Source organism: Hydrogenophaga borbori, from assembly GCF_003417535.1.
GTDB classification, from domain to species: Bacteria; Pseudomonadota; Gammaproteobacteria; order Burkholderiales; family Burkholderiaceae_C; genus Hydrogenophaga; species Hydrogenophaga borbori.
Genome location: NZ_QVLS01000007.1, coordinates 157,531 through 181,258 on the forward strand (window position 1 = coordinate 157,531; position 23,728 = coordinate 181,258).

At 70.0% G+C, this 23,728-nt stretch carries 19 protein-coding genes; 10 read left to right on the plus strand and 9 right to left on the minus strand.

Annotated features, from left to right (window positions below):
- The first annotated feature begins 78 nt into the window (after positions 1 to 78).
- The 8 genes from DY262_RS13095 (at position 79) to DY262_RS13130 (ending at position 8,609) form a co-directional block, all read left to right on the plus strand.
- Positions 79 to 2,151: a carbon starvation CstA family protein gene (locus DY262_RS13095; RefSeq protein WP_116959496.1), complete on the plus strand. Its 2,073-nt coding sequence runs from the start codon at positions 79 to 81 to the stop codon at positions 2,149 to 2,151.
- A gap of 22 nt (positions 2,152 to 2,173) precedes the next feature.
- A complete protein-coding gene (locus DY262_RS13100) occupies positions 2,174 to 2,368 on the plus strand; it encodes a YbdD/YjiX family protein (RefSeq protein WP_070397764.1) in 195 nt (64 codons plus the stop codon).
- Between the two features lie 189 nt (positions 2,369 to 2,557).
- Positions 2,558 to 3,865 (plus strand): urea ABC transporter substrate-binding protein, encoded by a 1,308-nt coding sequence (urtA, locus tag DY262_RS13105; protein ID WP_116959497.1) that lies wholly within the window; start codon positions 2,558 to 2,560, stop codon positions 3,863 to 3,865.
- Between the two features lie 18 nt (positions 3,866 to 3,883).
- Positions 3,884 to 5,482 carry an urea ABC transporter permease subunit UrtB gene (urtB, locus tag DY262_RS13110; RefSeq protein WP_181936494.1) on the plus strand — a complete coding sequence of 533 codons (1,599 nt, stop codon included), beginning with the start codon at positions 3,884 to 3,886 and terminating at the stop codon, positions 5,480 to 5,482.
- Positions 5,479 to 6,603, plus strand: coding sequence for an urea ABC transporter permease subunit UrtC (gene urtC, locus DY262_RS13115; RefSeq protein WP_425459294.1), 1,125 nt, complete (start codon positions 5,479 to 5,481; stop codon positions 6,601 to 6,603). The genes urtB and urtC overlap by 4 nt, the downstream gene beginning before the upstream one ends.
- Positions 6,600 to 7,475, plus strand: coding sequence for an urea ABC transporter ATP-binding protein UrtD (gene urtD, locus DY262_RS13120; RefSeq protein WP_116959499.1), 876 nt, complete (start codon positions 6,600 to 6,602; stop codon positions 7,473 to 7,475). The genes urtC and urtD overlap by 4 nt, the downstream gene beginning before the upstream one ends.
- Before the next feature lie 10 nt (positions 7,476 to 7,485).
- Entirely contained in the window at positions 7,486 to 8,190 is a 705-nt protein-coding gene (gene urtE / locus DY262_RS13125) for an urea ABC transporter ATP-binding subunit UrtE (protein WP_116959500.1), read from the plus strand.
- A 218-nt stretch (positions 8,191 to 8,408) separates the two neighbouring features.
- Positions 8,409 to 8,609 carry a hypothetical protein gene (locus tag DY262_RS13130; protein ID WP_116959501.1) on the plus strand — a complete coding sequence of 67 codons (201 nt, stop codon included), beginning with the start codon at positions 8,409 to 8,411 and terminating at the stop codon, positions 8,607 to 8,609.
- Between the two features lie 9 nt (positions 8,610 to 8,618).
- Here the strand turns inward: DY262_RS13130 and DY262_RS13135 are convergent, their stop codons facing one another.
- The 3 genes from DY262_RS13135 to DY262_RS13145 are packed head-to-tail and all read right to left on the minus strand — an operon-like array spanning position 8,619 to position 13,382.
- Complete coding sequence (locus DY262_RS13135; RefSeq protein WP_116959502.1) at positions 8,619 to 9,587, minus strand: tripartite tricarboxylate transporter substrate binding protein; 969 nt, start codon at positions 9,585 to 9,587, stop codon at positions 8,619 to 8,621.
- 41 nt (positions 9,588 to 9,628) lie between these two features.
- Positions 9,629 to 11,215, minus strand: a complete 1,587-nt coding sequence (locus tag DY262_RS13140; protein WP_116959503.1) for an indolepyruvate oxidoreductase subunit beta family protein — start codon at positions 11,213 to 11,215, stop codon at positions 9,629 to 9,631.
- Between the two features lie 7 nt (positions 11,216 to 11,222).
- A complete protein-coding gene (locus DY262_RS13145; protein WP_116959504.1) occupies positions 11,223 to 13,382 on the minus strand; it encodes a thiamine pyrophosphate-dependent enzyme in 2,160 nt (719 codons plus the stop codon).
- 98 nt (positions 13,383 to 13,480) lie between these two features.
- On the opposite strand from DY262_RS13145, the gene DY262_RS13150 reads away from it, so the two are divergent.
- Positions 13,481 to 14,389: a LysR family transcriptional regulator gene (locus DY262_RS13150; RefSeq protein WP_181936495.1), complete on the plus strand. Its 909-nt coding sequence runs from the start codon at positions 13,481 to 13,483 to the stop codon at positions 14,387 to 14,389.
- A 29-nt stretch (positions 14,390 to 14,418) separates the two neighbouring features.
- Here the strand turns inward: DY262_RS13150 and DY262_RS13155 are convergent, their stop codons facing one another.
- From DY262_RS13155 to DY262_RS13180, 6 genes are all read right to left on the minus strand, one after another.
- The gene (locus tag DY262_RS13155; protein ID WP_116959505.1) at positions 14,419 to 16,089 is read right to left on the minus strand and encodes a response regulator; all 1,671 of its coding nucleotides are present in this window, start codon (positions 16,087 to 16,089) and stop codon (positions 14,419 to 14,421) included.
- Positions 16,090 to 16,295: 206 nt separating this feature from the next.
- Positions 16,296 to 17,126 (minus strand): urease accessory protein UreD, encoded by an 831-nt coding sequence (locus tag DY262_RS13160; RefSeq protein ID WP_116959506.1) that lies wholly within the window; start codon positions 17,124 to 17,126, stop codon positions 16,296 to 16,298.
- A 166-nt stretch (positions 17,127 to 17,292) separates the two neighbouring features.
- The gene (locus DY262_RS13165) at positions 17,293 to 18,069 is read right to left on the minus strand and encodes an ABC transporter permease (protein WP_116959507.1); all 777 of its coding nucleotides are present in this window, start codon (positions 18,067 to 18,069) and stop codon (positions 17,293 to 17,295) included.
- Between the two features lie 7 nt (positions 18,070 to 18,076).
- Positions 18,077 to 18,913, minus strand: a complete 837-nt coding sequence (locus DY262_RS13170) for an ABC transporter ATP-binding protein (RefSeq protein WP_116959508.1) — start codon at positions 18,911 to 18,913, stop codon at positions 18,077 to 18,079.
- Positions 18,914 to 18,976: 63 nt separating this feature from the next.
- Positions 18,977 to 20,011: an ABC transporter substrate-binding protein gene (locus tag DY262_RS13175; RefSeq protein ID WP_116959509.1), complete on the minus strand. Its 1,035-nt coding sequence runs from the start codon at positions 20,009 to 20,011 to the stop codon at positions 18,977 to 18,979.
- A 298-nt stretch (positions 20,012 to 20,309) separates the two neighbouring features.
- Complete coding sequence (locus DY262_RS13180) at positions 20,310 to 22,586, minus strand: NADP-dependent malic enzyme (protein ID WP_116959510.1); 2,277 nt, start codon at positions 22,584 to 22,586, stop codon at positions 20,310 to 20,312.
- 230 nt (positions 22,587 to 22,816) lie between these two features.
- On the opposite strand from DY262_RS13180, the gene DY262_RS13185 reads away from it, so the two are divergent.
- Positions 22,817 to 23,728, plus strand: a complete 912-nt coding sequence (locus tag DY262_RS13185) for a hypothetical protein (protein ID WP_181936496.1) — start codon at positions 22,817 to 22,819, stop codon at positions 23,726 to 23,728.

Below are 23,728 nucleotides of genomic sequence, written 5' to 3' on the forward strand. Positions count from 1 at the left end.
ACGGCGGTGCGCTGACCATACTGCGCGGCGCCCGGCGGCCCCGCCTTTTCTGGGGGCGGGGCTCAAGAGGAGACTGGCATGTCTGGACTGGGTCGCCACCTCGGGTGGCTTTTCGTGGCCGTGTTGGGCGCCTTCGCGCTCGCGGCCGTGGCGCTGGGGCGCGGCGAGGCCGTCAGCGCCCTGTGGGTGGTGGTCGCCGCCGTCTGCGTCTACCTCATTGCCTACCGCTACTACAGCCTGTTCCTCGCCACCAAAGTGCTGGGCCTGGACGGCCAGCGCATGACGCCCGCCTGGCGCCACAACGACGGCCTGGACTACGTGCCCACGCACAAGTACGTGCTCTACGGCCACCACTTCGCCGCCATCGCGGGCGCCGGTCCGCTGGTGGGCCCGGTGCTGGCCGCGCAGATGGGCTACCTGCCCGGGCTGCTGTGGCTGCTGGCCGGCGTGGTGTTCGCCGGCGCGGTGCAGGACTTCATCGTGCTGTTCATCTCCACGCGCCGCGACGGCCGCTCGCTGGGCGACCTGATCAAGCAGGAGATGGGCACCGTGCCCGGCCTGATCGCGCTGTTCGGCGCCTTCATGATCATGATCATCATCCTCGCGGTGCTGGCGCTGATCGTGGTCAAGGCCCTGGCCGACTCGCCCTGGGGCACCTTCACCGTGGCGGCCACCATCCCGGTGGCGCTGTTCATGGGCGTGTACCTGCGATTCATCCGCCCCGGTCGCATCGGCGAGGTCTCGGTGATCGGCTTCGTGCTGCTCATGCTGGCCATCGTGGGCGGCCAGTGGGTGCACGAGAGCCCGGTCTGGGCGCCGCTGTTCACCTACGACGGCAAGGCGCTGACCTGGATGCTCATCGGCTACGGCTTCGTCGCCGCTTCCATCCCGGTGTGGCTGCTGCTGGCGCCGCGCGACTACCTCTCCACCTTCCTCAAGATCGGCACCATCGTCGCACTGGCCATCGGCATCGTGATCGTCGCCCCGCCGCTGCAGATGCCCGCCATGACGCAGTTCGCGGCCGGCAACGGCCCGGTGTGGTCGGGCAACCTGTTCCCCTTCCTGTTCATCACCATCGCCTGCGGCGCGGTGTCGGGCTTTCACGCGCTGATCTCCTCGGGCACCACGCCCAAGATGCTGGACAACGAGACCCACGCGCGCTTCATCGGCTACGGCGGCATGCTGGCCGAGTCCTTCGTCGCCGTCATGGCCCTGGTCGCCGCCGCCTGCATCGACCCCGGTGTCTACTTCGCCATGAACAGCCCGGCCGCGCTGGTGGGCAACACGCCCGAGCTGGTCGCGGCCAAGCTGTCCACCTGGGGCTTCGTGATCACGCCCGAGATGCTGGTGCAGACCGCCAGGGACGTGGGCGAGAACACCATCCTGGCGCGCGCCGGCGGCGCGCCCACGCTGGCCGTGGGCATGGCCCACATCCTGCACCAGGTGGTGGGCGGCAAGACCATGATGGCCTTCTGGTACCACTTCGCCATCCTGTTCGAGGCCCTGTTCATCCTCACCGCGGTCGACGCCGGCACGCGCGCGGGCCGCTTCATGCTGCAAGACCTCATGGGCAGCTTCGTGCCCGCGCTCAAGCGCACCGACTCGCTGCCCGCCAACCTGATCGCCACCGCCCTGTGCGTGGCGGCCTGGGGCTACTTCCTCTACCAGGGCGTGGTCGACCCGCTGGGCGGCATCAACACCCTGTGGCCGCTGTTCGGCATCGCCAACCAGATGCTGGCCGCCGTGGCCCTGATGCTGGGCACCGTGGTGCTCTACAAGATGAAGAAGGACCGCTACGCCTGGGTCACCATGGCGCCCGCGGCCTGGCTGCTGGTCTGCACGCTGTCGGCGGGCTGGCTCAAGATCTTCTCCAGCGACCCCAAGGTGGGCTTCCTGTCCAACGCCCAGCGCTACGCCGACGCCATCCAGCAGGGCGTGCTGCTGGCGCCGGCCAAGACGGCAGAAGCCATGTCGCGCATCGTCTTCAACAACCGCCTGGACGCGGTGCTGTGCGGCCTGTTCATGTTCGTGGTGCTGAGTGTGCTGGTCTACAGCGTCAAGAGCATCTTGCAGGCGCGCGCCGAGCGGCACGCCACCGCGAACGAGGTGCCCTTCGAAGCGCTGCCGGCCGGCGCCAATGCCGGTGCCTGAGAACGCTTCGCCCGGCAAGGGCCTGCTCGACGACATCGGGCGGGCCGGCCGCTACCTGACCCAGAGCTTTCGCCTCATGGTCGGTGTGCCCGACTACGGCAGCTACGTGGCCCACATGAAGGCCACGCACCCGGACCAGCCGCCCATGAGCTACGAGGCCTTCTTCCGCGAGCGCCAGGCCGCGCGCTACGGCTCGCGCATGGGGCGCTGCTGCTGACCGGTCGGCCGGGCGCGCCCACCGGGGCGCGCCCAGCCTTCGCCCGAGGCGCGTACGCCAAGCGGCGTACATACGCCATCCCCGCTTCTTCCTAGCATCCGTTTCGTCCGCTGTCAGGGCCTTCGGGCCCGCCTCAGCGGCGCGAATCCCGTCCCACGGGCCCCCAACGGATCCAGCTGGAGAAGCGCCATGTCGTCGAACACCTCCCAACCGCGTCGCCTGACGCTCAAGACCCTGGCGGCCGCCGCCACCGCCGCCTCGCTCGGCTTCACCGGCCTGAGCGCGCACGCCCAGGACACCATCAAGGTCGGTGTGCTGCACAGCCTGTCGGGCACCATGGCCATTTCGGAAACCGTGCTCAAGGACACGGTGCTCATGGCCATCGACGAGATCAACGCCAAGGGCGGCCTGCTGGGCAAGAAGCTCGAGCCCGTGGTGGTGGACCCGGCCTCCAACTGGCCCCTGTTCGCCGAAAAGACCAAGCAGCTGCTCACGCAGGACAAGGTCGCGGTGATCTTCGGCTGCTGGACCTCGGTCAGCCGCAAGTCGGTGCTGCCGGTGGTGGAAGAGAACAACGGCCTGTTGTTCTACCCCGTGCAATACGAGGGCGAGGAGCTCAGCCCCAACGTGTTCTACACCGGTGCCGCGCCCAACCAGCAGGCCATTCCGGCGGTGGAGTACCTCATGAGCAAGGACGGCGGATCGGCCAAGCGCTGGGTGCTGCTGGGCACCGACTACGTCTACCCGCGCACCACCAACAAGATCCTGCGCGCCTTCCTCAAGAGCAAGGGCGTGAGCGAGGCCGACATCATGGAGGAGTACACCCCCTTCGGCCACAGCGACTACCAGACCATCATCGCCAAGATCAAGAAGTTCGCGGCCGAGGGCAAGAAGACGGCCGTGGTCTCCACCATCAACGGCGACTCCAACGTGCCCTTCTACAAGGAACTGGGCAACGCGGGCCTCTCCGCCAAGGACGTGCCGGTGGTGGCCTTCTCCGTGGGCGAGGAAGAGCTGCGCGGCGTGGACACCAAGCCGCTGGTGGGCCATCTGGCCGCCTGGAACTACTTCATGAGCATCAAGAGCCCGGCCAACACGGCCTTCGTGAAGAAGTGGAGCGACTACGCCAAGGCCAAGAACATCGCCGGCCACAAGGACAAGCCCATCACCAACGATCCGATGGAGGCCACCTACATCGGCTTCAACATGTGGGCGCAGGCCGTGACCAAGGCCAAGAGCACCGACGTGGACAAGGTGCGCGAGGCCATGGCGGGCCAGACCTTCCCGGCACCGGGCGGCTTCGTCTCCACCATGGACAAGGAGAACCACCACCTGCACAAGCCGGTGTTCATTGGCGAGGTGCGCGCCGACGGCCAGTTCAACGTGGTGTGGAAGACCCCGGGCCCGGTGGTGGCCGACCCCTGGAGCGACTACATCCCCGAGAACAAGGGCAAGAAGAACGTGCCCAGCAAGGCCGCCAAGGTGGCGTCCAAGTAAGCCGGTGGTGGAGGCCCGATGCGCGGTGTGATCGTCCGTTGCTGTGCCGCGCTGCTGGCCTGGTGCTGCCTGGCGGGACCCGTCCAGGCGCTGAGCGCGGCCGACGCGCTCGCGGTGGCGCGGGGCGACACGGACGACCGCATCGCCGCCATCCACCGCCTCGCCGGCTCGGCCGACGATCGCGCCACGGCCCTGCTGCGCGCGCTCGCCGCCGAGTCGCTGAAGTTCAGCGACTCCCAGGTCTTCATCGTCGAGGGCGAGCGCGCCCTCGACGCCCTCAGCGGCCAGCCCGCGGCGCTGCCCGACGCGGCCGAGGACGCGATGCTCAACAACCGCCTGCGCGGCGCGCTCGACACCGCCCTGGCCGGCATCGAGCTGTTCACTGCCGGTCCCGAGCGCCAACGCGAGGCCGCGCGCAGCCTGCAGCGCAACGCCTTCAACGACCCCGACCCCGAAGGCCTGCCCCTGATCGAGAAAGCCCTGGCCACCGGGCTGGACGCGGGGGCGCGCCAGTCGCTGGAGCTCGCGCAGGCGGCCCTGCAGCTCGCCAGCGCGGACCAGGCCCAGCGCCTGGCCGCCGCCCTCAAGCTGGGCGAGGCGCGCCAGCCCATCGTGCGCCCCTTGATCGAAGAGCGCCTGAAGAACGAGGCGAGTGCCGAGGTCCAGACCGCGCTGGCGGCGTCGCTCGCGGCCATCGACCGCCGCGTCGCCCTGGCCAGCGGCCTGGGCCAGGCGTTCACCGGCATCAGCCTGGGCAGCATCCTGCTGCTCGCGGCCCTGGGCCTGGCCATCACCTACGGGCTCATGGGTGTGATCAACATGGCCCATGGCGAGCTGATCATGATCGGCGCCTACGCCACCTGGCTGGTGCAGGGCCTGTTCCGCCAGTACCTGCCGGACTGGTTCGACTTCTACCTGCTGCTGGCGCTGCCCGCGGCCTTCGCCGCCTCGGCCCTGGTGGGCGCGGTGATGGAGCGCACCGTGATCCGTTTCCTCTATGGCCGCCCGCTGGAGACCCTGCTGGCCACCTGGGGCATCTCCCTGGTGCTCATGCAGCTGGTGCGCAGCCTGTTCGGCGCGCAGAACGTGGCGGTGGAAAACCCCAGTTGGATGAGTGGCGGCATCACCGTGCTGGGCAGCCTGAGCCTGCCGTGGAACCGGCTCATCATCCTGGCCTTCGCGGCGGCGGTGCTGATCGGCGTGTCGCTGCTCATCGCACGCACCCGGCTGGGGCTGTTCGTGCGCGGCGTGACCCAGAACCGGCCCATCGCGGCCTGCATGGGCGTGAACACCGCGCGCATCGACACCTGGGCCTTCGCGCTGGGCTCGGGCATCGCGGGCCTGGCGGGCTGCGCGCTCTCGCAGATCGGCAACGTCGGCCCCGACCTCGGCCAGGCCTACATCGTCGATTCCTTCATGGTGGTGGTGCTGGGCGGCGTCGGCCAGCTGGCGGGCACCGTCTATGCGGCGCTGGGCCTGGGCCTGATCAACAAGTTCATCGAAGGCTGGGCCGGCGCGGTGCTCGCCAAGATCGCGGTGCTGGTGTTCATCATCGTGTTCATCCAGAAACGCCCGCAAGGCATCTTCGCCCTCAAGGGCAGGAGCGTGGAAGCATGAGCCGGATGCCATCGCCGACCACCGTGGTGCTGCCCGCGCGCGCGCCGCTGCTCACGCGCGCGGGCTGGAGCGCCTTCCTGGCCGCGCTGCTCGCCGTGTGCGCGCTGGCGCCGGTGCTCAACCTGCTGCTGCCCGCGGGCCACCCGCTGCACCTGAGCGACTACATGGTGAGCCTGGTCGGCAAGATCATGTGCTACGCCATCTGCGCGCTGGCCATGGACCTGATCTGGGGCTACAGCGGCATCCTCTCGCTGGGCCATGGGCTGTTCTTCGCGCTGGGCGGCTACATGATGGGCATGTACCTCATGCGCCAGATCGGTCGCGACGGCCAGTACCAGAGCGAGCTGCCGGACTTCATGGTCTTCCTGGACTGGAAGGAGCTGCCCTGGCACTGGGCGCTGTCGGACAGCTTCCTCGCCACGCTCGCGCTCATCGTGCTGGTGCCGGGCGGCGTGGCCTTCGTGTTCGGCTACTTCGCCTTCCGCTCGCGCATCAAGGGCGTGTACTTCTCCATCATCACGCAGGCCCTGACCTACGCCGCGCTGCTGCTGTTCTTCCGCAACGAGACCGGTTTCGGCGGCAACAACGGCTTCACCGACTTCAAGCGCATCCTGGGTGTTCCCATCGCCACGCCGTCCACGCGCATGGTGCTGTTCGTGCTCACGGGCCTCACGCTGCTGGGCTGCTTTCTGCTGGCGCGCTGGCTGGTGCGCAGCCAGTACGGCCGCGTGCTGCAGGCCATCCGCGACGCCGAGAGCCGCACCATGTTCTGCGGCTACGACCCGCTGCCCTACAAGCTGAGCGTCTGGACGCTGTCGGCCGTGATGTGCGGCATCGCCGGCGCCCTGTACGTGCCGCAGGTGGGCATCATCAACCCCAGCGAGATGACGCCGGCCAACAGCATCGAGATCGCCGTCTGGGCGGCCGTGGGCGGGCGCGGCACGCTGATCGGGCCCATCGTCGGCGCCTTCCTGGTCAACGGCGCCAAGAGCTGGCTGACCGTGACCTTCCCCGAGTTCTGGCTCTACGTGCTGGGCGGCCTGTTCATCGCGGTGACGCTGTTCCTGCCGCAGGGGGTGGTGGGCCTGGTGAAGAAGCTGCGCCGGGGAGGCTCGGCATGACGCCCGACCTGATGCAGGCCGGCGCCGAGCGCATGCAGCGGTTCGCGGGCGTCCTGCCCTCGGGCAACACCGCCTCGGGCGGCCGCGCGGCAGGCTTCGCGCGCCCCCTGGTGCCGGGCGAGGTGGACGTCACGCACGGCCGCATCCTGTACCTGGAGGACGTGCACGTCGCCTTCGACGGCTTCAAGGCCATCAACGGTTTGTCTCTGGACATCGCGCCCGGCGAGCTGCGCTGCATCATCGGCCCCAACGGCGCGGGCAAGACCACGATGATGGACATCATCACCGGCAAGACGCGGCCGGACCGGGGCACGGTGTTCTTCGGCTCCACCATCGATCTGCTGCGCCACCGCGAGGCCGAGATCGCCACGCTGGGCATCGGCCGCAAGTTCCAGAAGCCCACGGTGTTCGAGCGGCTCAGCGTCTACGAGAACCTGGAACTCGCGCTGGCGACCCACAAGCGCGTCTGGCCGTCCCTGCGCTTCCAGCCCAATGGCGAGCAGCGCGACCGCCTGGCCGAGGTGCTGACGACCATCCATCTGGTTGAACACGTGGCGCGCACCGCCGGCGAGCTGAGCCACGGCCAGAAGCAGTGGCTGGAGATCGGCATGCTGCTGATGCAAGACCCCAAGCTGCTGCTGCTCGACGAACCCGTGGCCGGCATGACCGACGAAGAGACCGAGCGCACCGCGCAGCTCTTCCTCTCGCTCAAGGGCCGGCACTCGCTGATGGTGGTGGAGCACGACATGGCCTTCGTGCGCGCCATCGCCGCCACGGTGACGGTGCTGTGCGATGGCGCCGTGCTCGCCGAAGGCACGCTCGACGAGGTGCAGGCCGACGAGCGCGTGATTGAGGTCTACCTGGGCCGCTGAAGGACTCCCCATGCTCGACGCGAGAGACATTCACCAGGCCTACGGCGGCAGCCACATCCTGCGCGGCGTGAACCTGCAGGCCCGCGCGGGCGAGGTGACGGTGGTGCTGGGCCGCAATGGCGTGGGCAAGACGACGCTGCTCAAGTGCCTGATGGGCCTGGTGCCCCTCAAGAGCGGCGAGGTGGTGTTCGACGGCCGCTCCGTGCGCGCGGCGCCGCCGTACGCGCGGGCCCGCCTGGGCATGGGCTACGTGCCGCAGGGGCGCGAGATCTTCGCGCGCCTGACGGTGCAGGAGAACCTGCAGATGGGCCTGGCCACGCGCCCCCTGGGCACGCCCGTGCCGCCGCAGCTGTTCGAGCTGTTCCCCGTGCTCAAGCAGATGCTGGGCCGCCGCGGCGGCGACCTCTCGGGCGGCCAGCAGCAGCAGCTGGCCATTGCGCGCGCCCTGGCGAGCCGGCCCAAGCTGTTGATCTTGGACGAGCCCACCGAAGGCATACAGCCCAACATCATCAAGGACATCGGCCGCGTGATCCGCCAGCTCGCCACGCGGGGCCTGGACGGCGAGCCCATGGCCATCGTGCTGGTGGAGCAGTACTACGACTTCGCCGAGGCCCTGGCCGACCGCTACCTGGTGATGGAGCGCGGCGAGGTCATCGCCAGCGGGCCGGGCAGCGAGATGGCGGAGAAGGGCGTGCGGCAGCTGGTGGCCATCTGAGGCCGCGGCGCCAGCCCAGGGTCGGGGCCTGATCCGCTGGTTCGGCCAAGTCCTGGCCAACCGCGCCGCCGACGGGGTCTCTGCGCACAGGCCTGGGGCACGGGCGCACCATGGCACGGTCCCGGTGGGCGCGGCGCGCGGCGCATTCACCCGGACGTGCCCGCAGGAACGCCGCTTGCCGCGCGCATTGCCCATCAACCGTTGTGAGGGCCCCTGCCATGACGCACAAGTACCCACCCCCCGACCAGGCGCTGGCCGAGCACCCGAAGGATTACTCGGACCCGGAGCTCAAGGAATACACCGACGAGTTCGCCCAGGACATTCTCGACGAGGTCATGCCCATCATGCCGCTGGTGCTGCCGCTGATGGCGGTATTGCAAATGTTCATGCTGGCCTTCATTGCGGTGGTGATGGCCTGAACGCCTTGCTCAGTCCGCCGTGATCTTGCGTTCCTTGATGACCGCGCCGAAGCGCTTGGAGTCGTCCATGCCGCGCTTGCCGAACTCGGCGGGCGACAGCGGCAGGGCCTCGCCGCCGAGGTTGATCATCTTCTCGCGCACGGCGGGCGTGGCCAGGATCTTGTTGATCTCGGTGTTCAGCCGCGCGATGACGGCCGGCGGCGTGCCGGCCGGCGCGTAGAAGCCGAACACCGTGTCGGCGTCGAAACCCTTGAGGCCGGCCTCGTCCAGCGTGGGCACGTTGGGGAACAGAGGCGAGCGCTTGCTGCTGCCCACGGCCAGCAGCTTCAGGCGCCCGCTCTTGGCGTGCTGCAGGCCGATGCCCGGGTCGAAGGTGTAGTCGATCTGGTTGCCCAGCAGGTCGTTGAGCGCGGGCGCCGCGCCGCGGTAGGGCACGTGCACGGCGAACAGGCCGGCCTGGCTCTTGAACATCTCGCCGGCCAGGTGCGGCGAGCTGCCGTTGCCCGGCGAACCGTAGCTGAGCTTGCCCGGGCGTGCCTTCACGTAGGCGATGAATTCCTGGATGTTGTTCACCTCCAGCCCGTTGCGCGCCATCAGGTAGACCGCGATGCGCGCGGCCGAGGCCACGGGCACCAGGTCCTTCGCCGGATCGAAGGCCATCTTGGCGTAGAGGTGCGGGTTCACCGAGACCATGCCGCCCGAGGACAGCAGCAGGGTGTAGCCGTCGGCCGGCGACTTGGCCACGGCGTCGCCCGCCACGTTGCCGTTGGCGCCGGCGCGGTTCTCCACCACCACGGTCTGGCCCAGGGCGTCGGCCAGGGGGGTGGAGACCAGGCGCGCGATCTGGTCGGCCGCGCCGCCGGGCGCGAAACCCACGATCACCTTGACCGGCTTGTCGGGCCAGGCCTGCGCGAGCGCGGCGGGGGCGGCCAGCAGCGTGGCGGCGGCCAGGGCGGTGGCGGTGAGCAGGGATTTCATGCGGGTCTCCTGGATGTGCGTGTTGTGGAGGGGAACGGAACTCAGTGGGCCGGCTTCTTCAGGCGCGGGTTGTGGTGCCAGCGGATGGGCTGGGCCTTGAGCGGGCGCGCGGGCGCGCCGTGCTGCACCAGGGCGCGGTCGAGCGCGGTGCCGGCCTCGTCGGCCAGCGCGGCCTCGCGGGCCTGGGCCACGGCCTCGGCGGCGCCGGCCTTGGTGGCGTCGGACAGGTGGTCCACGATGTGCAGCAGGTTGTCCTTGCCGCGCTCGTTGGTGCTGCCGTAGCCCTTGATGAGCCGGCCGCACTTCGCCAGCTCCAGTCCCAGGCGCGCGTCGGCGCGCGCGCCGCGCTCCACGGCGGCCAGCCAGCGGTCCATGAGCGCCTGTTCGGTGGCGAAGCGGCTGCCCAGGGGGCGCAGGCGCTTGGTGGCGGCCAGCGCGCGCAGCGCGAGCAGGCCCAGCACGCCATGGCTGGACACCTTGAGCGGCAGCGCCCAGGGCGCCTGGCCGCGCTGCACGCGGCGCTGGTCCCAGGCCAGCACGCGGCGCGCGAGGGACTCGGGCAGCATGGCGGCGAACTCGGGCGCGCCGGGCTTGAAGTGGTCGTAGACCCGCAGCAGATCGCCGTTGCCGGCCTTGACCTCGCGGCGCACGCGCTCGGCGCGGCTGGCGCGGGCCTTGAGCTCGGCCACGCGCACGATGTCGTCGAAGGCCATCCACAGCGCGAGCCAGCGCGCGGCCTCGCGCGTGGCGGCGAAGCCCTGCGCGCCGGCCGGATCGCCCGCGCGCTCGGCGGCGAGCACGCGCTGCAGGCGCTCGAGGTAGCGCAGGCCGTAGGCGGCGTTCTGGTATTCAACCGCACGCGCGTGGCCCAGGGCCAGGATGTCGTGCAGCGCGGTGGGGAATGGCGCCAGCAGGGCGGGCGGCGTGGCGGCCGCGGGCACCGGCGCTTCGGCGTCGTCGTTCATCACCTGCTCGACCCAGCGCGCCTGTTCGCGCTGCGCGCTCACGGCGTCGAAGGCGAGGGCGAAGCCGCGCAGGCTGGCCTTGGCGTGGCCGCCGGCGCCGCCCACCACGGCCTCGTAGTCGGCGCGCGTGAAGGGCAGCAGGCCGCTGGCGGCGATGGCGCCCAGCATCACCGCGCTGACCACGGTGCCGGCCTCGCGCGTGAGCGCGGCCATGTCCAGCACGTGGTGCGCGCGGCTGTGCTCGCGCACCAGCGCCAGCAGCGGGGCCTCGTCGCGGCGGCCGTCGCCCATCACCATCTTCTCGGCGGTGGTGAAGGCGCGCGAGGACGAGGTGATGACCAGCGTGTGCTCGCCCGACGCCAGGCCGTTGCCGATCTGGCGGCCGGTCTCCAGCAGCTCGGAGGAGACCAGCGCGTCGAGCCGGCCCGGCAGCGGGTTCAGGCCGAACACCGGGCGGCGGCCGCGCAGCTCGGCCAGCGGCGTGGGAAAGACCTCGAGGTAGTAGGTGGTGGCGCCGGTGCGCTGGGCCACGCCGGGGATGCTGGTGGCCTGGGCCGCGTAGCCGGCGTGGCGCGCGGTGTCCACCAGCCAGTCGGTCAGCGTGCCGCCGCCTTCGCCGCCGAGGGCGCAGAGCAGGAGGGAAATGGGTTGGGCGGAAGACATGTCGGTATCAGGCGGCTTGCAACAGGCGGACGAAGGGCGCGCGAACGGCATCGAGCAGGCGCTCGTGCCACTTCGGGTTCTGCACCACCTCGGCGCGGTAGAAGGAAGGGCACAGCGTGGCCGCGTGCGCGTTGGCGCCGCACAGGCCGCAGCCCACGCAGCCGTCGATGACGGTGGCCACGGGGTCGACCTTCAGCGGATCGGGGTTGTCCTTGAGCGTGAGCGTGGGGCAGCCCGACAGGCGGATGCAGGCGTGGTCGCCGTTGCAGACGTCCTCGTCCACGCCGTACTTCACGCGCACCACGCGCTGGCCCTTCTTCAGCAGCCCGGCGATCCAGGGCTTGATGCGGCGCTGGCGTTCCAGCTGGCATTCGCCCTCGGCCACGATGACCTTGAGGCCCTGGAACTCGGTGGTGAAGGCCTCGGTGAGCGTGGCGCGCACGGTGTCCACCTCGTAGGTGTGCACGGTGCGCATCCATTGCACGCCCAGGCCCTTGAGCGTGCTCTCGATGGTCTGGTTCACGTGGGCCAGGCTTTGCGCCTTGTTGGGCGCGGCGGCCTTGGCCTCGTCGTCGGGCGTGGAGATGATGTCCTGCGTGCCGGTGGCCGAGGTGTAGCCGTTCTTGAAGATCAGCAGCACCGCGTCGTCGCCGTTGAAGAGAGCGCTTTGCACGCCGGTGAGCAGGCCGTTGTGCCAGAAGCCGCCGTCGCCCATCACCGACAGCACGCGCCGGCGCATCAGCGGCGAGACGCCCGCGCGGCTGGCCAGGCTCATGCCGTAGCCCAGGATGGAGTGGCCAAAGGAGAAGGGCTCGAAGGTGGCGAGCGCGTGGCAGCCGATGTCGCCCGCGATGTGCACCGGGCCCACGTCCTGCTGGGCCAGCTTGAGCGCCGAGAACACCGGCCGCTCGGGGCAGCCGATGCACATGCCCGGCGGGCGCGCGGGCAGGGCGCCGCCCACGGCCTTGGCCACGTCGGCGCGGCGCTGCGCGTTGCCTTGCAGCCAGGCGCGCGCCGAGCCCAGCGCGGCGGCATCGCTGGCCAGGTACTTCTCGACGAAGCCGGCCAGGCCTTGCGACATCACCTCGGCCGTGTATTCGCCGGCGCTGGGCAGCAGGTCCTTGCCGTGCAGCGGCGTGGCAATGCCGGCGCGGCGCAGCAGCGTGGCCAGCTCCTGCTCGATGTACTCGGGCTGGCCTTCCTCGATCATGAGCACGGCGCGCTTGTCTTCGCAGAAGCGCTCCAGCTGATCGGGCACCAGCGGGCTGGTGACGTTGAGCACCAGCATGGGGATCTTCGACTCGCCGAAGGCGTCGGCCAGGCCGAACTGCTGCAGCGAGCGGATGAGGGTGTTGTAGAGCCCGCCCTGCACGATGAGGCCGAGGTCTTTGTGTTCGCCCTCGAACAGCTCGTTCAGGCCGTTCTCGGCGATGTAGCGGCGCGCGGCGGGGATGCGCTGCTCGCCCTTGAGCTTCTCGTGGCGGAAGGTCACGGGCGGGTGGGCCAGGCGCATGTAGTCGAAGCCCGCCGGCTCCTGGATCAGCTGGCGCGTGGAGATGGCGGGCGCGAGGTTGTCCTTGGTCTCGAAGCTGCCGCGCACGTGGCAGGCGCGGATGCGCAGCTCCATGATGGCCGGCATGTTCGAGGCCTCCGACAGGCGAAAGCCGTGCTCGACCATGTGCACCATGCGCGCGAGGTCGGGCCGCGGGTCGAGCAGCAGCATGCCGCTCTTGAGCGCGTAGGCGTGGGTGCGCTCCTGGATCACGCTGGCGCCCTCGCCGTAGTCTTCGCCGACGACGATCAGCACGCCGCCGGTGACGCCGGGCGAGGCCAGGTTGGACAGCGCGTCGGCCGCCACGTTGGTGCCGACGATGGACTTCCAGGTGACCGCGCCGCGCACCGGGTAGTGGATGGACGCGCCCAGCATGGCCGCGGCCGAGGCCTCGTTGGAGCAGGCCTCCACGTGCACGCCCAGGGTGTCGAGGTAGGGCTTGGCCTGCACCATGACGTCGAGCAGGTGCGAGACCGGTGCGCCTTGGTAGCCGCCCACGTAGGACACGCCGGACTGCAGCAGCCCTTTGGTGATGGCGAGGATGCCCTCACCGTGAAATGTCTGGCCCGCGCCGAGCTGGAGGGATTGGATTTCCTCGCCAAATGAAACTTCCAAGGCCTGTGTCTCCGTGGGTTTGTCGTGTCGAACACGCGAGTATGGGCGCTCGATCGGCATCGATCCATACAATGAGCCGACTAACTGACATTAGATTCATGCATGTCAAAGACCTCGACCTGAACCTGCTTCGGCTGTTTGCCGAGGTGTACCGCGCGGGCAGCGTGAGCCGGGCGGCCGAGCGCCTGGGGCTGACGCAGCCGGCGGTGAGCCACGGCCTCACGCGGCTGCGCCTGCTGGTGAAGGACCCGCTGTTCACGCGCGCGCCCGGCGGGGTGCGGCCCACGCCGCGCGCCGTGGCCTTGGCCGAAGCGGTGCAGGACGCGCTGGACGCTTTGGAAGGCGCGCTCGGGCGCACCCGCGTGTTTGACCCCGCCACCTCGCGCCACCTGTTCCGTGTGCACATGAGCGACATCGGCGAGGGGCGCTTCCTGCCCGAGCTGATGGCCTGGCTGCACGCGCAGGCGCCCGGCGTGCGCGTGGCCACGCGGCCGGTGCCGCACGCGGCGCTGGCCGAGTCGCTGGACGCGGGCGCGATCGATTTCGCCTTCGGCTTCCTGCCGCAGGTTCGCGAGACGCGCCGCGTGGAGCTGCTGCACGACCGCTACGTGGTGCTGATGCGCGCCGGCCACCCCATGGAGGCCTCGCTGCGCAAGCTGCGTGGTGTGGCGCAGCTGCGCGCGCTGCAGCAGCTGGACTTCGTGGCCGTGCGCGCGCACGCCGACACGCTGCGCATCCTGCAGCGCACGGGGCTGCAGGAGCGCCTGCGCCTGACCACGGAGCACTTCATGGTGCTGCCCTCCATCGTGCAGGCCACCAACCTGTGCGGCGTGATGCCGCGCAACATCGCGCGCGGCTTCGTTCAGGCCGGCGGCTGCGCGGTGCTGGAGCCGCCCTTCGAGGGCGCCGACTTCACGGTCTCGCTGCACTGGAGCCACCGCTTCGAGGCCGACCCGGCCCACCGGTGGTTCCGCGAGGTCGCGGTCAAGCTGTTCGCCGAGTTCTGAGGGCCAGGCCCTCGCCTGGCCCCGCCGCCTCAGGCCGGCCGCGCGTCGAGCAGCCCGGCGCGTTCGGGTTCCCGGTAGCCCGTCGACAGCGCCACGCCACCCGGCGTCACGCCGGCGTGGTCGCCCAGGCGCAGCGGGCGGGCGCGGTAGCTCTGGCGCATGGCGTCCACGCGCTGCTGCAGGGCTTCTCGCGTGGCGATGCGATCGGCGTGCCGCTGCAGCACCTGGTGGGCCGATTCGATGAGCTTGGCGTTGCGCGTGCGCTCGGCGTCGGCCAGCAGCTGTTCCACCGTGCCGGCGGGGTCGCCCTTGAGGCTCATGCGCATGGCGTGTTCGGACAGGTGCAGCACGCGCGCGTGTCCCTGCCGCAGGGTCTCGGCCCAGGCCTCATGGCCCTTGGCCGCGCAGGCCAGCAGCTCGCTCATGGCGCGGCTGGTGCCAAAGCGCAGGGAGATGGCACCGATGGCGGTGTCGGCCCCGGCGGGCGCCGTGCCGCGCTGGGCCAGGCGAACCATCAGCGTGATCAGGTTGCAGGCGCTCTCGGTGTCGAAGCCGGGCGCGAGCACCTCGCCCATGAGGCGGACCGTGGTGTCCAGCGCGGCCGCGCCCAGCTTGTTGTGCAGGTTGTTGATGGCGGCGGCCACCTCGTGCAGGCGGCGCGGGCGTTCGGGCTCGAAGCTGCGCTCGGCGGTGCGCGCCAGTTGGTCCACGCAGCGCTGCAGGCCGCGCGTGTCGTTGTTGTCGAAGCGCGCCAGCGCCAGCAGCACCAGCGCCTGGGGGTCGAAGAGCTTGGAGTCCACGCCCAGGCGCGCCGCGCGGTCCAGCAGGGCCACGCCTTCGCCGCGGTCGCCGCCATAAAAGGCCAGCATGCCGTGCTTGAGCAGCCGGCTCACCGAATGCGGCGTGAGCCGCGTGGCCATGGCATAGGTGCCCAGCGCGTGGTCGAACTGGCCCAGCTCGAACTGGGCGCGGCCCATGACGTCATAAGCGTCGGCATAGGCGTCGTCGTCCACCAGCAGGCTTTCGATGGTGCTGACGGCCTTGGCAGGCACGCCCGATTCGAGCTGCGCGCGCGCCACGCCCAGGCGGGCCCAGGGCAGCGTCTTGGCCTCGATCACGGCCTCGTACAGGCGCTGCGCCTCGCCGATGTGGCCGGCGCGCAGCAGCAGCTCGGCGCCGATGCGCGCGGCATACAGCCAGTAGGCTTGTCGGGCTTCGAAGCGCGCCAGGCACAGCGCGGTGGCGTGGTCGAAGTCCTGCGCGTCGATGGCCGTGAAGATGGCGTGCAGCACCTGCTTGCGCTGGCGCGCGAGCTGGATGCGCTCGCCCAGGCTGGCGGCGGTGTGCGGCTTGAGCAGGTAGGCGTCAAGCGCCGACTCGGCCGCTTCGGCCACCCTGCTGTAGGTGGCTTCGGCGGTGAGCATCACGAACACCGTGTGGAAGGGCAGGATCTGGTGGCGGCGCAGGTCGTCCAGCAGCTCCTGCCCGGAGTAGCTTTCCTTGTCGAAGCGCTGTTCGCAGACCACCACGTCGTAGCGTTGCGCCTCCAGGCGGCGGCGCGCGTCGTGCACGCGCGCGCACTGCGCCACGTTGCCCACGCCCAGGTCCCGCAGCTGCGAAACGATGATCGCGCGCGATTGGGCGTTGCCCTCGATGACAAGGGCCGATGCGGTGTGCAGTGGGTTGGTGGTGACGTGCATGAAACGGCCCGGCCCGCAGGGGGCCGTGTGGGGATTCTGCGGGCTGGGGGCCGGGGCCGGTGCCGAAAAAAGCGCGGTGCGGGCGGCGCAGATGCCTCGATCGGTGCCGAGCGTCGCGGCAGAGGGCGCGGCGTGCGGGTGGGCGCCGGCTGCACCTGCCTGTCCAGGGCGTCCGATCTTGCGGCCGGGTCCCGGTGGGGCCGGTGTCAGACCCGCCAGATGCGGGGGGCCGTGCCGCCCAGCGACCAGGCGTGTTCGCGCAGCGCCGCCCAGGCGCGCTGCAAGGCCGCCATGAGCGGTTCGACCTGGGGCCCGAGCGCCCGTACCAGGAGCAGGCGCGGGTCGGGGCAGGTGGCGCCCGTCCGCACCTCGGGAGCCGCGCCGGCCAGGGCCAGGCGCACGCTGTCGAGCAGGGCCTCTCGCCGTGCGCTGGGCCAAGGCTCGCCGCTCGCCAGCCACAACGTGCCCAGGGCGCGTTGTCCGGCCAGGCCCAGGGGGCTGTCGAGCAGGCGGGTGTCGCTCGCGTCGATGCGCGCGCGCTCCAGCCACACGCCGGGCCACTGCAGCTCCTGCAGCAGGCGGCCCTGGTTGAAGGCCTGACCGGCGGCGGGCAAGCCCAGGGCACAGACGTCCCAGCCCAGGCACTCGCCGCCCGGGGCGATCTCCAGGGTGAGCGCGTTGCGCGCCTGGCATTGGGGGTAGGCGATGGCTTCCAGCGGCAGCCATTCGAGGCGCGCGCCCTCGTCCACGCGCAGTTGCACGCGCTGCGCGGCCTCAGCCCCATCGCTGCGGTAGAAGCGCGTGGCGCCGGGCGTGCTGATGAGCCCGTGGGCCCCGGCCTCGGCGTGCGCGGTGATGTCCAGCGTGTCGCCGCCGACCAGGCCGCCCGGCGGGTGCACGATCACGTTGTGGCAGACACCCTCGCCCTCGGGGTAGAGGCTTTTGAGGATGCGCAGCGGTCCGTCGTGCCGGTGCCGCAGCGTGGTGCGCGGACCGTCGCGGCGGTAGCTCAGGTCGAGGGTGGCGTGCCAGGGCATGCGGCGAGTGTAGGGGCGGGTACCGCTCCACGAGCGCTTTCAGGCAAGCGGCTTTCCGCTCCAGCGACGCCCCGCGCAGCGCGCTCTCCAGAGCGGCCCGCCGGGCCGCCGGTGCGGGAGCCGGTGCCCACGCGGCTCCTGGCGGTCAAGCTTGCCCGGTCGATCTTCAGCCGCCCTGCGAGCCCCGGTGCGCCCAGGCCGTGGTGTGCTTCTCGACGAAGCTGAACAGCTCGTACATGGCCATGGCCATCACGCCCACCACCAGCAGGCCGCTGAAGGCCAGCCCCATCTGCATGGATGAGCCGGCGGAGATCAGCAGGTAGCCGATGCCTTCGTTCGAGGCGGTCATCTCCGACACCGTGGTGCCCACGAAGGCCAGGGTGATGGCGACCTTGAGCGAGCCGAAGAAGTAGGGCATGGAGCGTGGCAGGCCGACCTTGGTGAGCACGTCCCAGCGCTTGGCGCCGAGCACGCGCAGCACGTCCTCCAGCTCGGGCTCCAGCGTGGCCAGGCCGGTGGCGATGTTGACCATGATGGGGAAAAAGCTGATGAGGAAGGCCGTGAGGATGGCCGGGCCCACGCCGATGCCGAACCACACCACCAGGATGGGCACGAAGGCCGCCTTGGGCAGGGCGTTGAAGGCGGTCATCAGCGGGTAGACCGCCGCGTAGGCCAGGCGCGAGCTGCCGATGAGAAAGCCCAGCAGCACGCCCACCACGATGGCGAGGCCGAAGCCGGCCATGGTGACCCAGAAGGTGCGCCAGGCGTGGCCCATGATGGTGGCCTTGTGCTCCAGCGTCTGTTCCCAGATGCGCGAGGGGCTGGGGAAGATGAACTCGGACACGCCGAAGCCGACCGTGATGAGTTCCCAGACCACGACGATCGCGATCAGCAGCAGCAGCGGCGAGAGGCGTTCGAGGTTCTTTCGTTGTTGGCTGGTCATGGCGCGCTCATTGGTTGATGACGGCGCCGGCCTTGCGCATGGCGCCGATGTGGCCGCGCAGTTCGTGCACGACGTCGGTGAAGTCCTTGGTGTAGGTGACTTCGAGCTCGCGCGTGCGCGGAATCTGAATCTCGCGCTTGACGACGAATCGGCCCGGGCTCTTGCTCATGCAATACACCGTGTCGGCGAGAAAGACCGATTCGCGCAGGTCGTGCGTGACCAGGATGACGTTGAAGCGCTGCGCTTCCCACAGGTCGCGCAGGGTGCACCACAGTTCCTCGCGGGTGAAGGCGTCGAGCGCGCCAAAGGGCTCGTCGAGCAGCAGCATCTTGGGCTCGTGGATGAGCGCGCGGCAGATGCTGGCGCGCTGCTGCATGCCGCCCGACAGCTCCCAGGGAAACTTCTGGCCCATGCCGCCCAGGCCCACGCTCTCCAGCAGCTTGAGCGCGCGCTCCTCGAACTCCTTGCGGCGGTCCTTGAACTGGTGGCGGTAGGGCTCGACGATTTCCAGCGGCAGCAGCACGTTGTCGAGCGTGGTGCGCCAGGGCAGCAGCGAAGGCGCCTGGAAGGCCATGCCCGAGATCTTCAGCGGGCCGGTCACGGGCTGGCCATCGATGCGGATGCTGCCCATGCTGGGCATCTTCAGGCCCGTGGTGAGCTTCATGAAGGTGGACTTGCCGCAACCCGAGGGACCGACGATGGCGATGAACTCGCCGCGCTTGACCTTCAGGTTGATGTCCTCGACGGCGAAGACCTTGCGGGCCAGCAGGTCCTCGTTGTAGGCGAGCCAGACCTGGTCGAAGTCGACGAAGGCGGCGTCGTGGGGCGGGGCGTTGGTCGACATGGGCTTCTTTCGTGAGAAGGGCCAGCCACCCGTTGGGGAGGCTGGCCCCGGTCCGCGCGGGCCTTACTTCTTGGCGGGCGGCAGGATGTCGAGTTCGGCCTTGCTGGGCAGCATGGAGCCGTTCCAGACCTTGGACGGGTCGACGCGGGTCTTGGTGGCGTAGGCGTCCGACACCTCGGAGGCCATCAGGGCCAGGCGGCCCGGCACGACCTGGCCGAAGCCTTCGCGGCGGGCGTCGGGGCTGGCCACCACGGCGTCGATGGCGAGCTGCAGGCGGCGCGTTTCCAGCGGCACGTTGATGATGCCGTCGCGCGCCTTCACGGTCTCGATGGTGGCGGCCGGGTTGGCCATCACTTCCTTGGCGCCCTTGGCGAAGGCCGAGAGGAAGGCCTTCACCGCGCCGGGGTTCTCGGCGATCAGCTTGGGCGTGGCGACGATCACGTTGCCGTAGAGCTTCACGCCGTGCTCGGCGAAGGGCAGGATCACCACGTCTTCCGTCTTGACGCCGCGCGCTTCCAGGTTGAGCAGCGAGGTGAACGAGAAGCCGGTGATGGCCTCGATGTCGCCGCGCACCAGCATGGTCTCGCGCAGCGGCGGGTCCATGGAGGTCCAGCTCACGCTGTTGATGTGGTTGGCCTTCTGGAAGATGGGGAAGCCCTTGCGGCCGGCGTCGAACACAGGCGCGCCGAGCTTGCGGCCTTCCAGGTCCTTGGGTTGGGTGATGCCGCTTTTCTTGAGCGCGAGCACCGCGGCCGGCGTGTTGTTGTAGACCATCATCACCGCGACCGGCTTGTTGGGCGCGTCGGGGTTGTTGGCATGGAACTCCATCAGGGCGGCCATGTCGGCGAAGCCCATGTCGTAGGTGCCCGAGGCCACGCGGGTGACGGCGCCGCTGGAGCCGTTGCCGGAATCGATGGTCACGTCCAGCCCGGCCTGCTTGTAGTAGCCCTTGGCGGCGGACTGCAGGAACAGGGCGGCGGGGCCTTCGAAGCGCCAGTCGAGCTGGAACTTGATGGGGGTTTGCGCGTGCGCGGCGCCCGCGAAGCTGGCGGCCAGCGCCAGGGCGGTGGTGGTCTGGAGGAAGCGGCGTTTGTTCATGGTTTCTCCAAGGCTGGCGAGTCGTCGTTGTGGATAGGCGCCGCTGGCGGAGGCCGGCGGGCCATGCGGAACGGATAGCAACATCGGTGCCAGTGCGCGGTCGCTGGCGGCGGGGTGGCCGTGGCCCCTTTTGCACACGAAATCTGTATACACATTCTCCGTGCGGGGTCGGATCGGGGTTATCCAGACATACCCTGAAATGGCACGCCCCACGGCGGTGTGGGCACCGCCGTGGGGCGCATTGTTACCCCGATGTGGTGCGCGGCGCCCTCGGGCCAGTCCCGAGGGGGCGCCGCGCTCAGGCCTGGGCCGCCGCCAGTGCCGTCATGTTGAGCACGCGGCGCACGGTGGCCGCGGGCGTGAGGATGTGCACCGCGCCCTTGACGCCCATGAGCACCGGGCCCACCGTGACGCCGCCGCTGGTGGTGGTCTTCATCACGTTGTAGAGGATGTTGGCCGCGTCCAGGTTCGGGCACACCAGCAGGTTGGCCGAGCCGGTGAGGCTGCTCTCGGCCAGGTAGGCGCTGCGGATCTCGGGCTGCAGCGCGGCGTCGCCGTGCAGCTCGCCGTCGCACTCGATGCCGGGGTGGGTGGCCACGAAGAGGTCGCGGGCGCGCGCCATCTTGCGCGCCGAGGCGCGCTTGCTGGAGCCGTAGCTGGAGTGCGACAGGAAGGCCACGCGCGGCTGGTGGCCGAAGCGCTGCACCGCGTGCGCGGCCATGCCGGCGATCTCGGCCAGTTCCTCGGCGCTGGGGTCCTCGTTGACGTAGGTGTCGGCGATGAACACCGGGCCGCGGTCGGTCATGAGGGCGTTGACCGCGGCGTACAGCTTGGCGCCTTCGCGGCGACCCAGGATGCTGTCGATGCGCTCCAGGTGCGTCATGTAGCTGCCCACCAGGCCGCAGATGAGGGCGTCGGCGTCGCCGAGCGAGATCATGAGCGAGCCGATGATGGTGTTGGAGCGGCGCACCGCGGCCTTGGCGACCTCGGGCGTGGCGCCCTGGCGGCCCATCAGCTGGTGGTAGTGCTCCCAGTACTGGCGAAAGCGCGGGTCGTCCTCGGGGTTGACGTTTTCCACGTCCACGCCCAGGCGCATGCGCAGGCCGGCCTTGGCGATGCGTGCCTCGATCACGGCGGGGCGGCCGATGAGGATGGGGTGGGCCAGGCCGTCGTCGATGGCCATCTGCGCGGCGCGCAGCGCGCGCTCGTCCTCGCCGTCGGCGTAGGCCACGCGCGCCTTCTTGGACTGGGCCTTGGCGGCGTTGAACACCGGCTGCATGAGGATGCCGGTCTGGTAGACGAAACGCCCGAGCTGCTGGCGGTAGGCGTCCATGTCGGCGATGGGCCGCGTGGCCACGCCGGAGTCGGCCGCGGCCTGTGCCACGGCGGGCGCGATGCGCAGGATCAGGCGCGAGTCGAAGGGCTTGGGAATCAGGTACTCAGGGCCGAAGCTCAGCTCCTGGCCGGCGTAGGCGTTGGCCACTTCCTCGCTGGTCTCGCTTTTCACCAGGTCGGCGATCTGGCGCACGCAGGCCAGCTTCATCTCTTCCGTGATGCGGGTGGCGCCGCAGTCGAGCGCGCCGCGGAAGATGTAGGGGAAGCACAGGACGTTGTTGACCTGGTTCGGGTAGTCGCTGCGGCCGGTGGCGATGATGCAGTCGGGCCGCACGGCCTTGGCCAGCTCGGGGCGGATCTCCGGCTCGGGGTTGGCCAGGGCCAGGATGATGGGCTTGGCGGCCATGGTCTTGACCATCTCGGCCGTCATCACGCCGGGGGCCGAGCAGCCCAGGAACACGTCGGCGCCGTTCACCGCGTCGGCCAGGGTGCGCTTGTCGGTGGCCTGCGCGTAGCGCTGCTTGGACTCGTCCATGCCGCCGGGGCGGCCCTGGTAGAGCACGCCTTTGGAGTCGCAGACGTAGATGCGATCGCGCGAGACGCCCAGGCCCACCATCACGTCCAGGCAGGCGATGGCGGCGGCGCCGGCGCCCGAGACGGCCACCGTGACCTCGCCGATGGCCTTGCCCACCAGCTCCAGGCCGTTGATCAGCGCGGCCGCGCTGATGATGGCGGTGCCGTGCTGGTCGTCGTGGAAGACCGGGATGTTGAGGCGCTCGCGCAGCTTCTTCTCGACGTAGAAGCACTCGGGCGCCTTGATGTCCTCGAGGTTGATGCCGCCCAGCGTGGGCTCCAGCGCGGCGATGATGTCCACCAGCTTGTCCGGGTCGCGCTCGGCGAGTTCGATGTCGAAGACGTCGATGCCGGCGAACTTCTTGAACAGGCAGCCCTTGCCCTCCATCACGGGCTTGCCGGCCAGCGGGCCGATGTCGCCCAGGCCCAGCACCGCCGTGCCGTTGGTGATCACGCCCACCAGGTTGCCACGGCTGGTGTAGTCGGCGGCCTTGTTGGGATCGGCCTGGATCTCCAGGCAGGGATAGGCCACGCCGGGCGAGTAGGCCAGGGACAGGTCGCGCTGGTTGGACAGCGGCTTGGTCGGGGTGACGGCGATCTTGCCCCGGCGGGGCGCGCGGTGGTATTCAAGCGCGGCGTCGCGCAAGGCCTGTTCGGCGGGGGTCATGCTTGTCTCCTCAATGGACCGGTTGCGAGCGCGGATTGTCGCAGGAGGACACGGCGGCTTCGGCCGGGTCTGGGCATGACCTCGCGCCGAGCTGACCCAGGGCAGCGCGTGACCCGCGTCACGGAGGGCAATGGCACGGCGGGTCCATGGTGCATCTGCACTATTCGACGGCACGGCTCCGCTCAATACGCTCGGGTGGTCCCAGCCCATCGAGAGCCATGCCCATGTTCATGAAGCCTTCCCACGCGCTGCGCGCGAGCCTTTTGCTGGCCTTGCCCTGGTGGTGCGGCCAGGCCCTGGCGTTCCCTGCACTGAAGGACGAGCCCTTGCAGCCGCTGATGGCGGCGGCAACCGCCGAGTACCAGCGGTACATGGCCCAGCCGGTCGCGCTGGCCGCGCCCACGGACGGGCAGGCCTGGCCTTGTGCCGTGTCCCAGGCCGAACTGGACGTGTTCGCGAACACCGTCGACTCGGACAACGACCCGGTGGCGAAAGCGGAGCTGGTGAACGACGCGCGCTCCGGCGGCCTGCCGCCCAGCAGGATCGTTTATGCCAACAAGGTGGTCACGCCGGTGCGCGCCCAATGTGAAGGCGGCAAGCTGTCCGGTCCCGTCGAGTTCTGGATCGAATACGACCAGACCATCGGCAGCGGCCAGATCACGCTCAAGTACCACAACCTCATCCGCGTGCGGGCCCAGGCCCTGCAGGGCCGGCCGGACGGCGCGGTGCTGGTGACGGGGACCACCTTGTCGCAGCAGACGGTGTACGCCGACCGGGCGACCGCGGACATGATGGCGGCGCAGCCGAAGCCCAAGATCTCCACCGTGTTCTTCATGGCCTTCACGGTGGCCGGGCCGGCGCCCAAGACCTCGGTGGCCATCGCCCGCACCACCGTCGATGGCGCGCTCAGCCTGACCACCCGCACGCGGTTCTCGCGCCCGGACGGGCAGGTGGTCGAGGACGGCTATGGGGCGTTCGGCGGCCCCGGGCACCACGATTCCCGCACGCTGCGGCGCAACGGCAAGTTGCACGGGCCCCAGCAGACCTTCGCCGGCATGATGGGGCAGTTCCCCATCGCGGCCTCGACGGTGTGCTGGCAGGAGGGGGAAAAGGTCCTGACCAACACCTGCCCGGCGGACTGA

Excerpts from the sequence above, each read along its gene's own strand:
- DY262_RS13165 (WP_116959507.1), bottom strand. The coding sequence starts at position 18,069 with ATGACCAGCCAACAACGAAAGAACCTCGAACGCCTCTCGCCGCTGCTG.
- urtC (WP_425459294.1), top strand. The coding sequence starts at position 5,479 with ATGAGCCGGATGCCATCGCCGACCACCGTGGTGCTGCCCGCGCGCGCG.
- DY262_RS13180 (WP_116959510.1), bottom strand. The coding sequence starts at position 22,586 with ATGACCCCCGCCGAACAGGCCTTGCGCGACGCCGCGCTTGAATACCAC.
- urtB (WP_181936494.1), top strand. The coding sequence starts at position 3,884 with ATGCGCGGTGTGATCGTCCGTTGCTGTGCCGCGCTGCTGGCCTGGTGC.
- DY262_RS13130 (WP_116959501.1), top strand. The coding sequence starts at position 8,409 with ATGACGCACAAGTACCCACCCCCCGACCAGGCGCTGGCCGAGCACCCG.
- DY262_RS13140 (WP_116959503.1), bottom strand. The coding sequence starts at position 11,215 with ATGTCTTCCGCCCAACCCATTTCCCTCCTGCTCTGCGCCCTCGGCGGC.
- DY262_RS13150 (WP_181936495.1), top strand. The coding sequence starts at position 13,481 with ATGCATGTCAAAGACCTCGACCTGAACCTGCTTCGGCTGTTTGCCGAG.
- DY262_RS13135 (WP_116959502.1), bottom strand. The coding sequence starts at position 9,587 with ATGAAATCCCTGCTCACCGCCACCGCCCTGGCCGCCGCCACGCTGCTG.
- DY262_RS13095 (WP_116959496.1), top strand. The coding sequence starts at position 79 with ATGTCTGGACTGGGTCGCCACCTCGGGTGGCTTTTCGTGGCCGTGTTG.
- DY262_RS13175 (WP_116959509.1), bottom strand. The coding sequence starts at position 20,011 with ATGAACAAACGCCGCTTCCTCCAGACCACCACCGCCCTGGCGCTGGCC.
- DY262_RS13160 (WP_116959506.1), bottom strand. The coding sequence starts at position 17,126 with ATGCCCTGGCACGCCACCCTCGACCTGAGCTACCGCCGCGACGGTCCG.
- urtE (WP_116959500.1), top strand. The coding sequence starts at position 7,486 with ATGCTCGACGCGAGAGACATTCACCAGGCCTACGGCGGCAGCCACATC.
- urtA (WP_116959497.1), top strand. The coding sequence starts at position 2,558 with ATGTCGTCGAACACCTCCCAACCGCGTCGCCTGACGCTCAAGACCCTG.
- urtD (WP_116959499.1), top strand. The coding sequence starts at position 6,600 with ATGACGCCCGACCTGATGCAGGCCGGCGCCGAGCGCATGCAGCGGTTC.
- DY262_RS13185 (WP_181936496.1), top strand. The coding sequence starts at position 22,817 with ATGAAGCCTTCCCACGCGCTGCGCGCGAGCCTTTTGCTGGCCTTGCCC.
- DY262_RS13155 (WP_116959505.1), bottom strand. The coding sequence starts at position 16,089 with ATGCACGTCACCACCAACCCACTGCACACCGCATCGGCCCTTGTCATC.
- DY262_RS13170 (WP_116959508.1), bottom strand. The coding sequence starts at position 18,913 with ATGTCGACCAACGCCCCGCCCCACGACGCCGCCTTCGTCGACTTCGAC.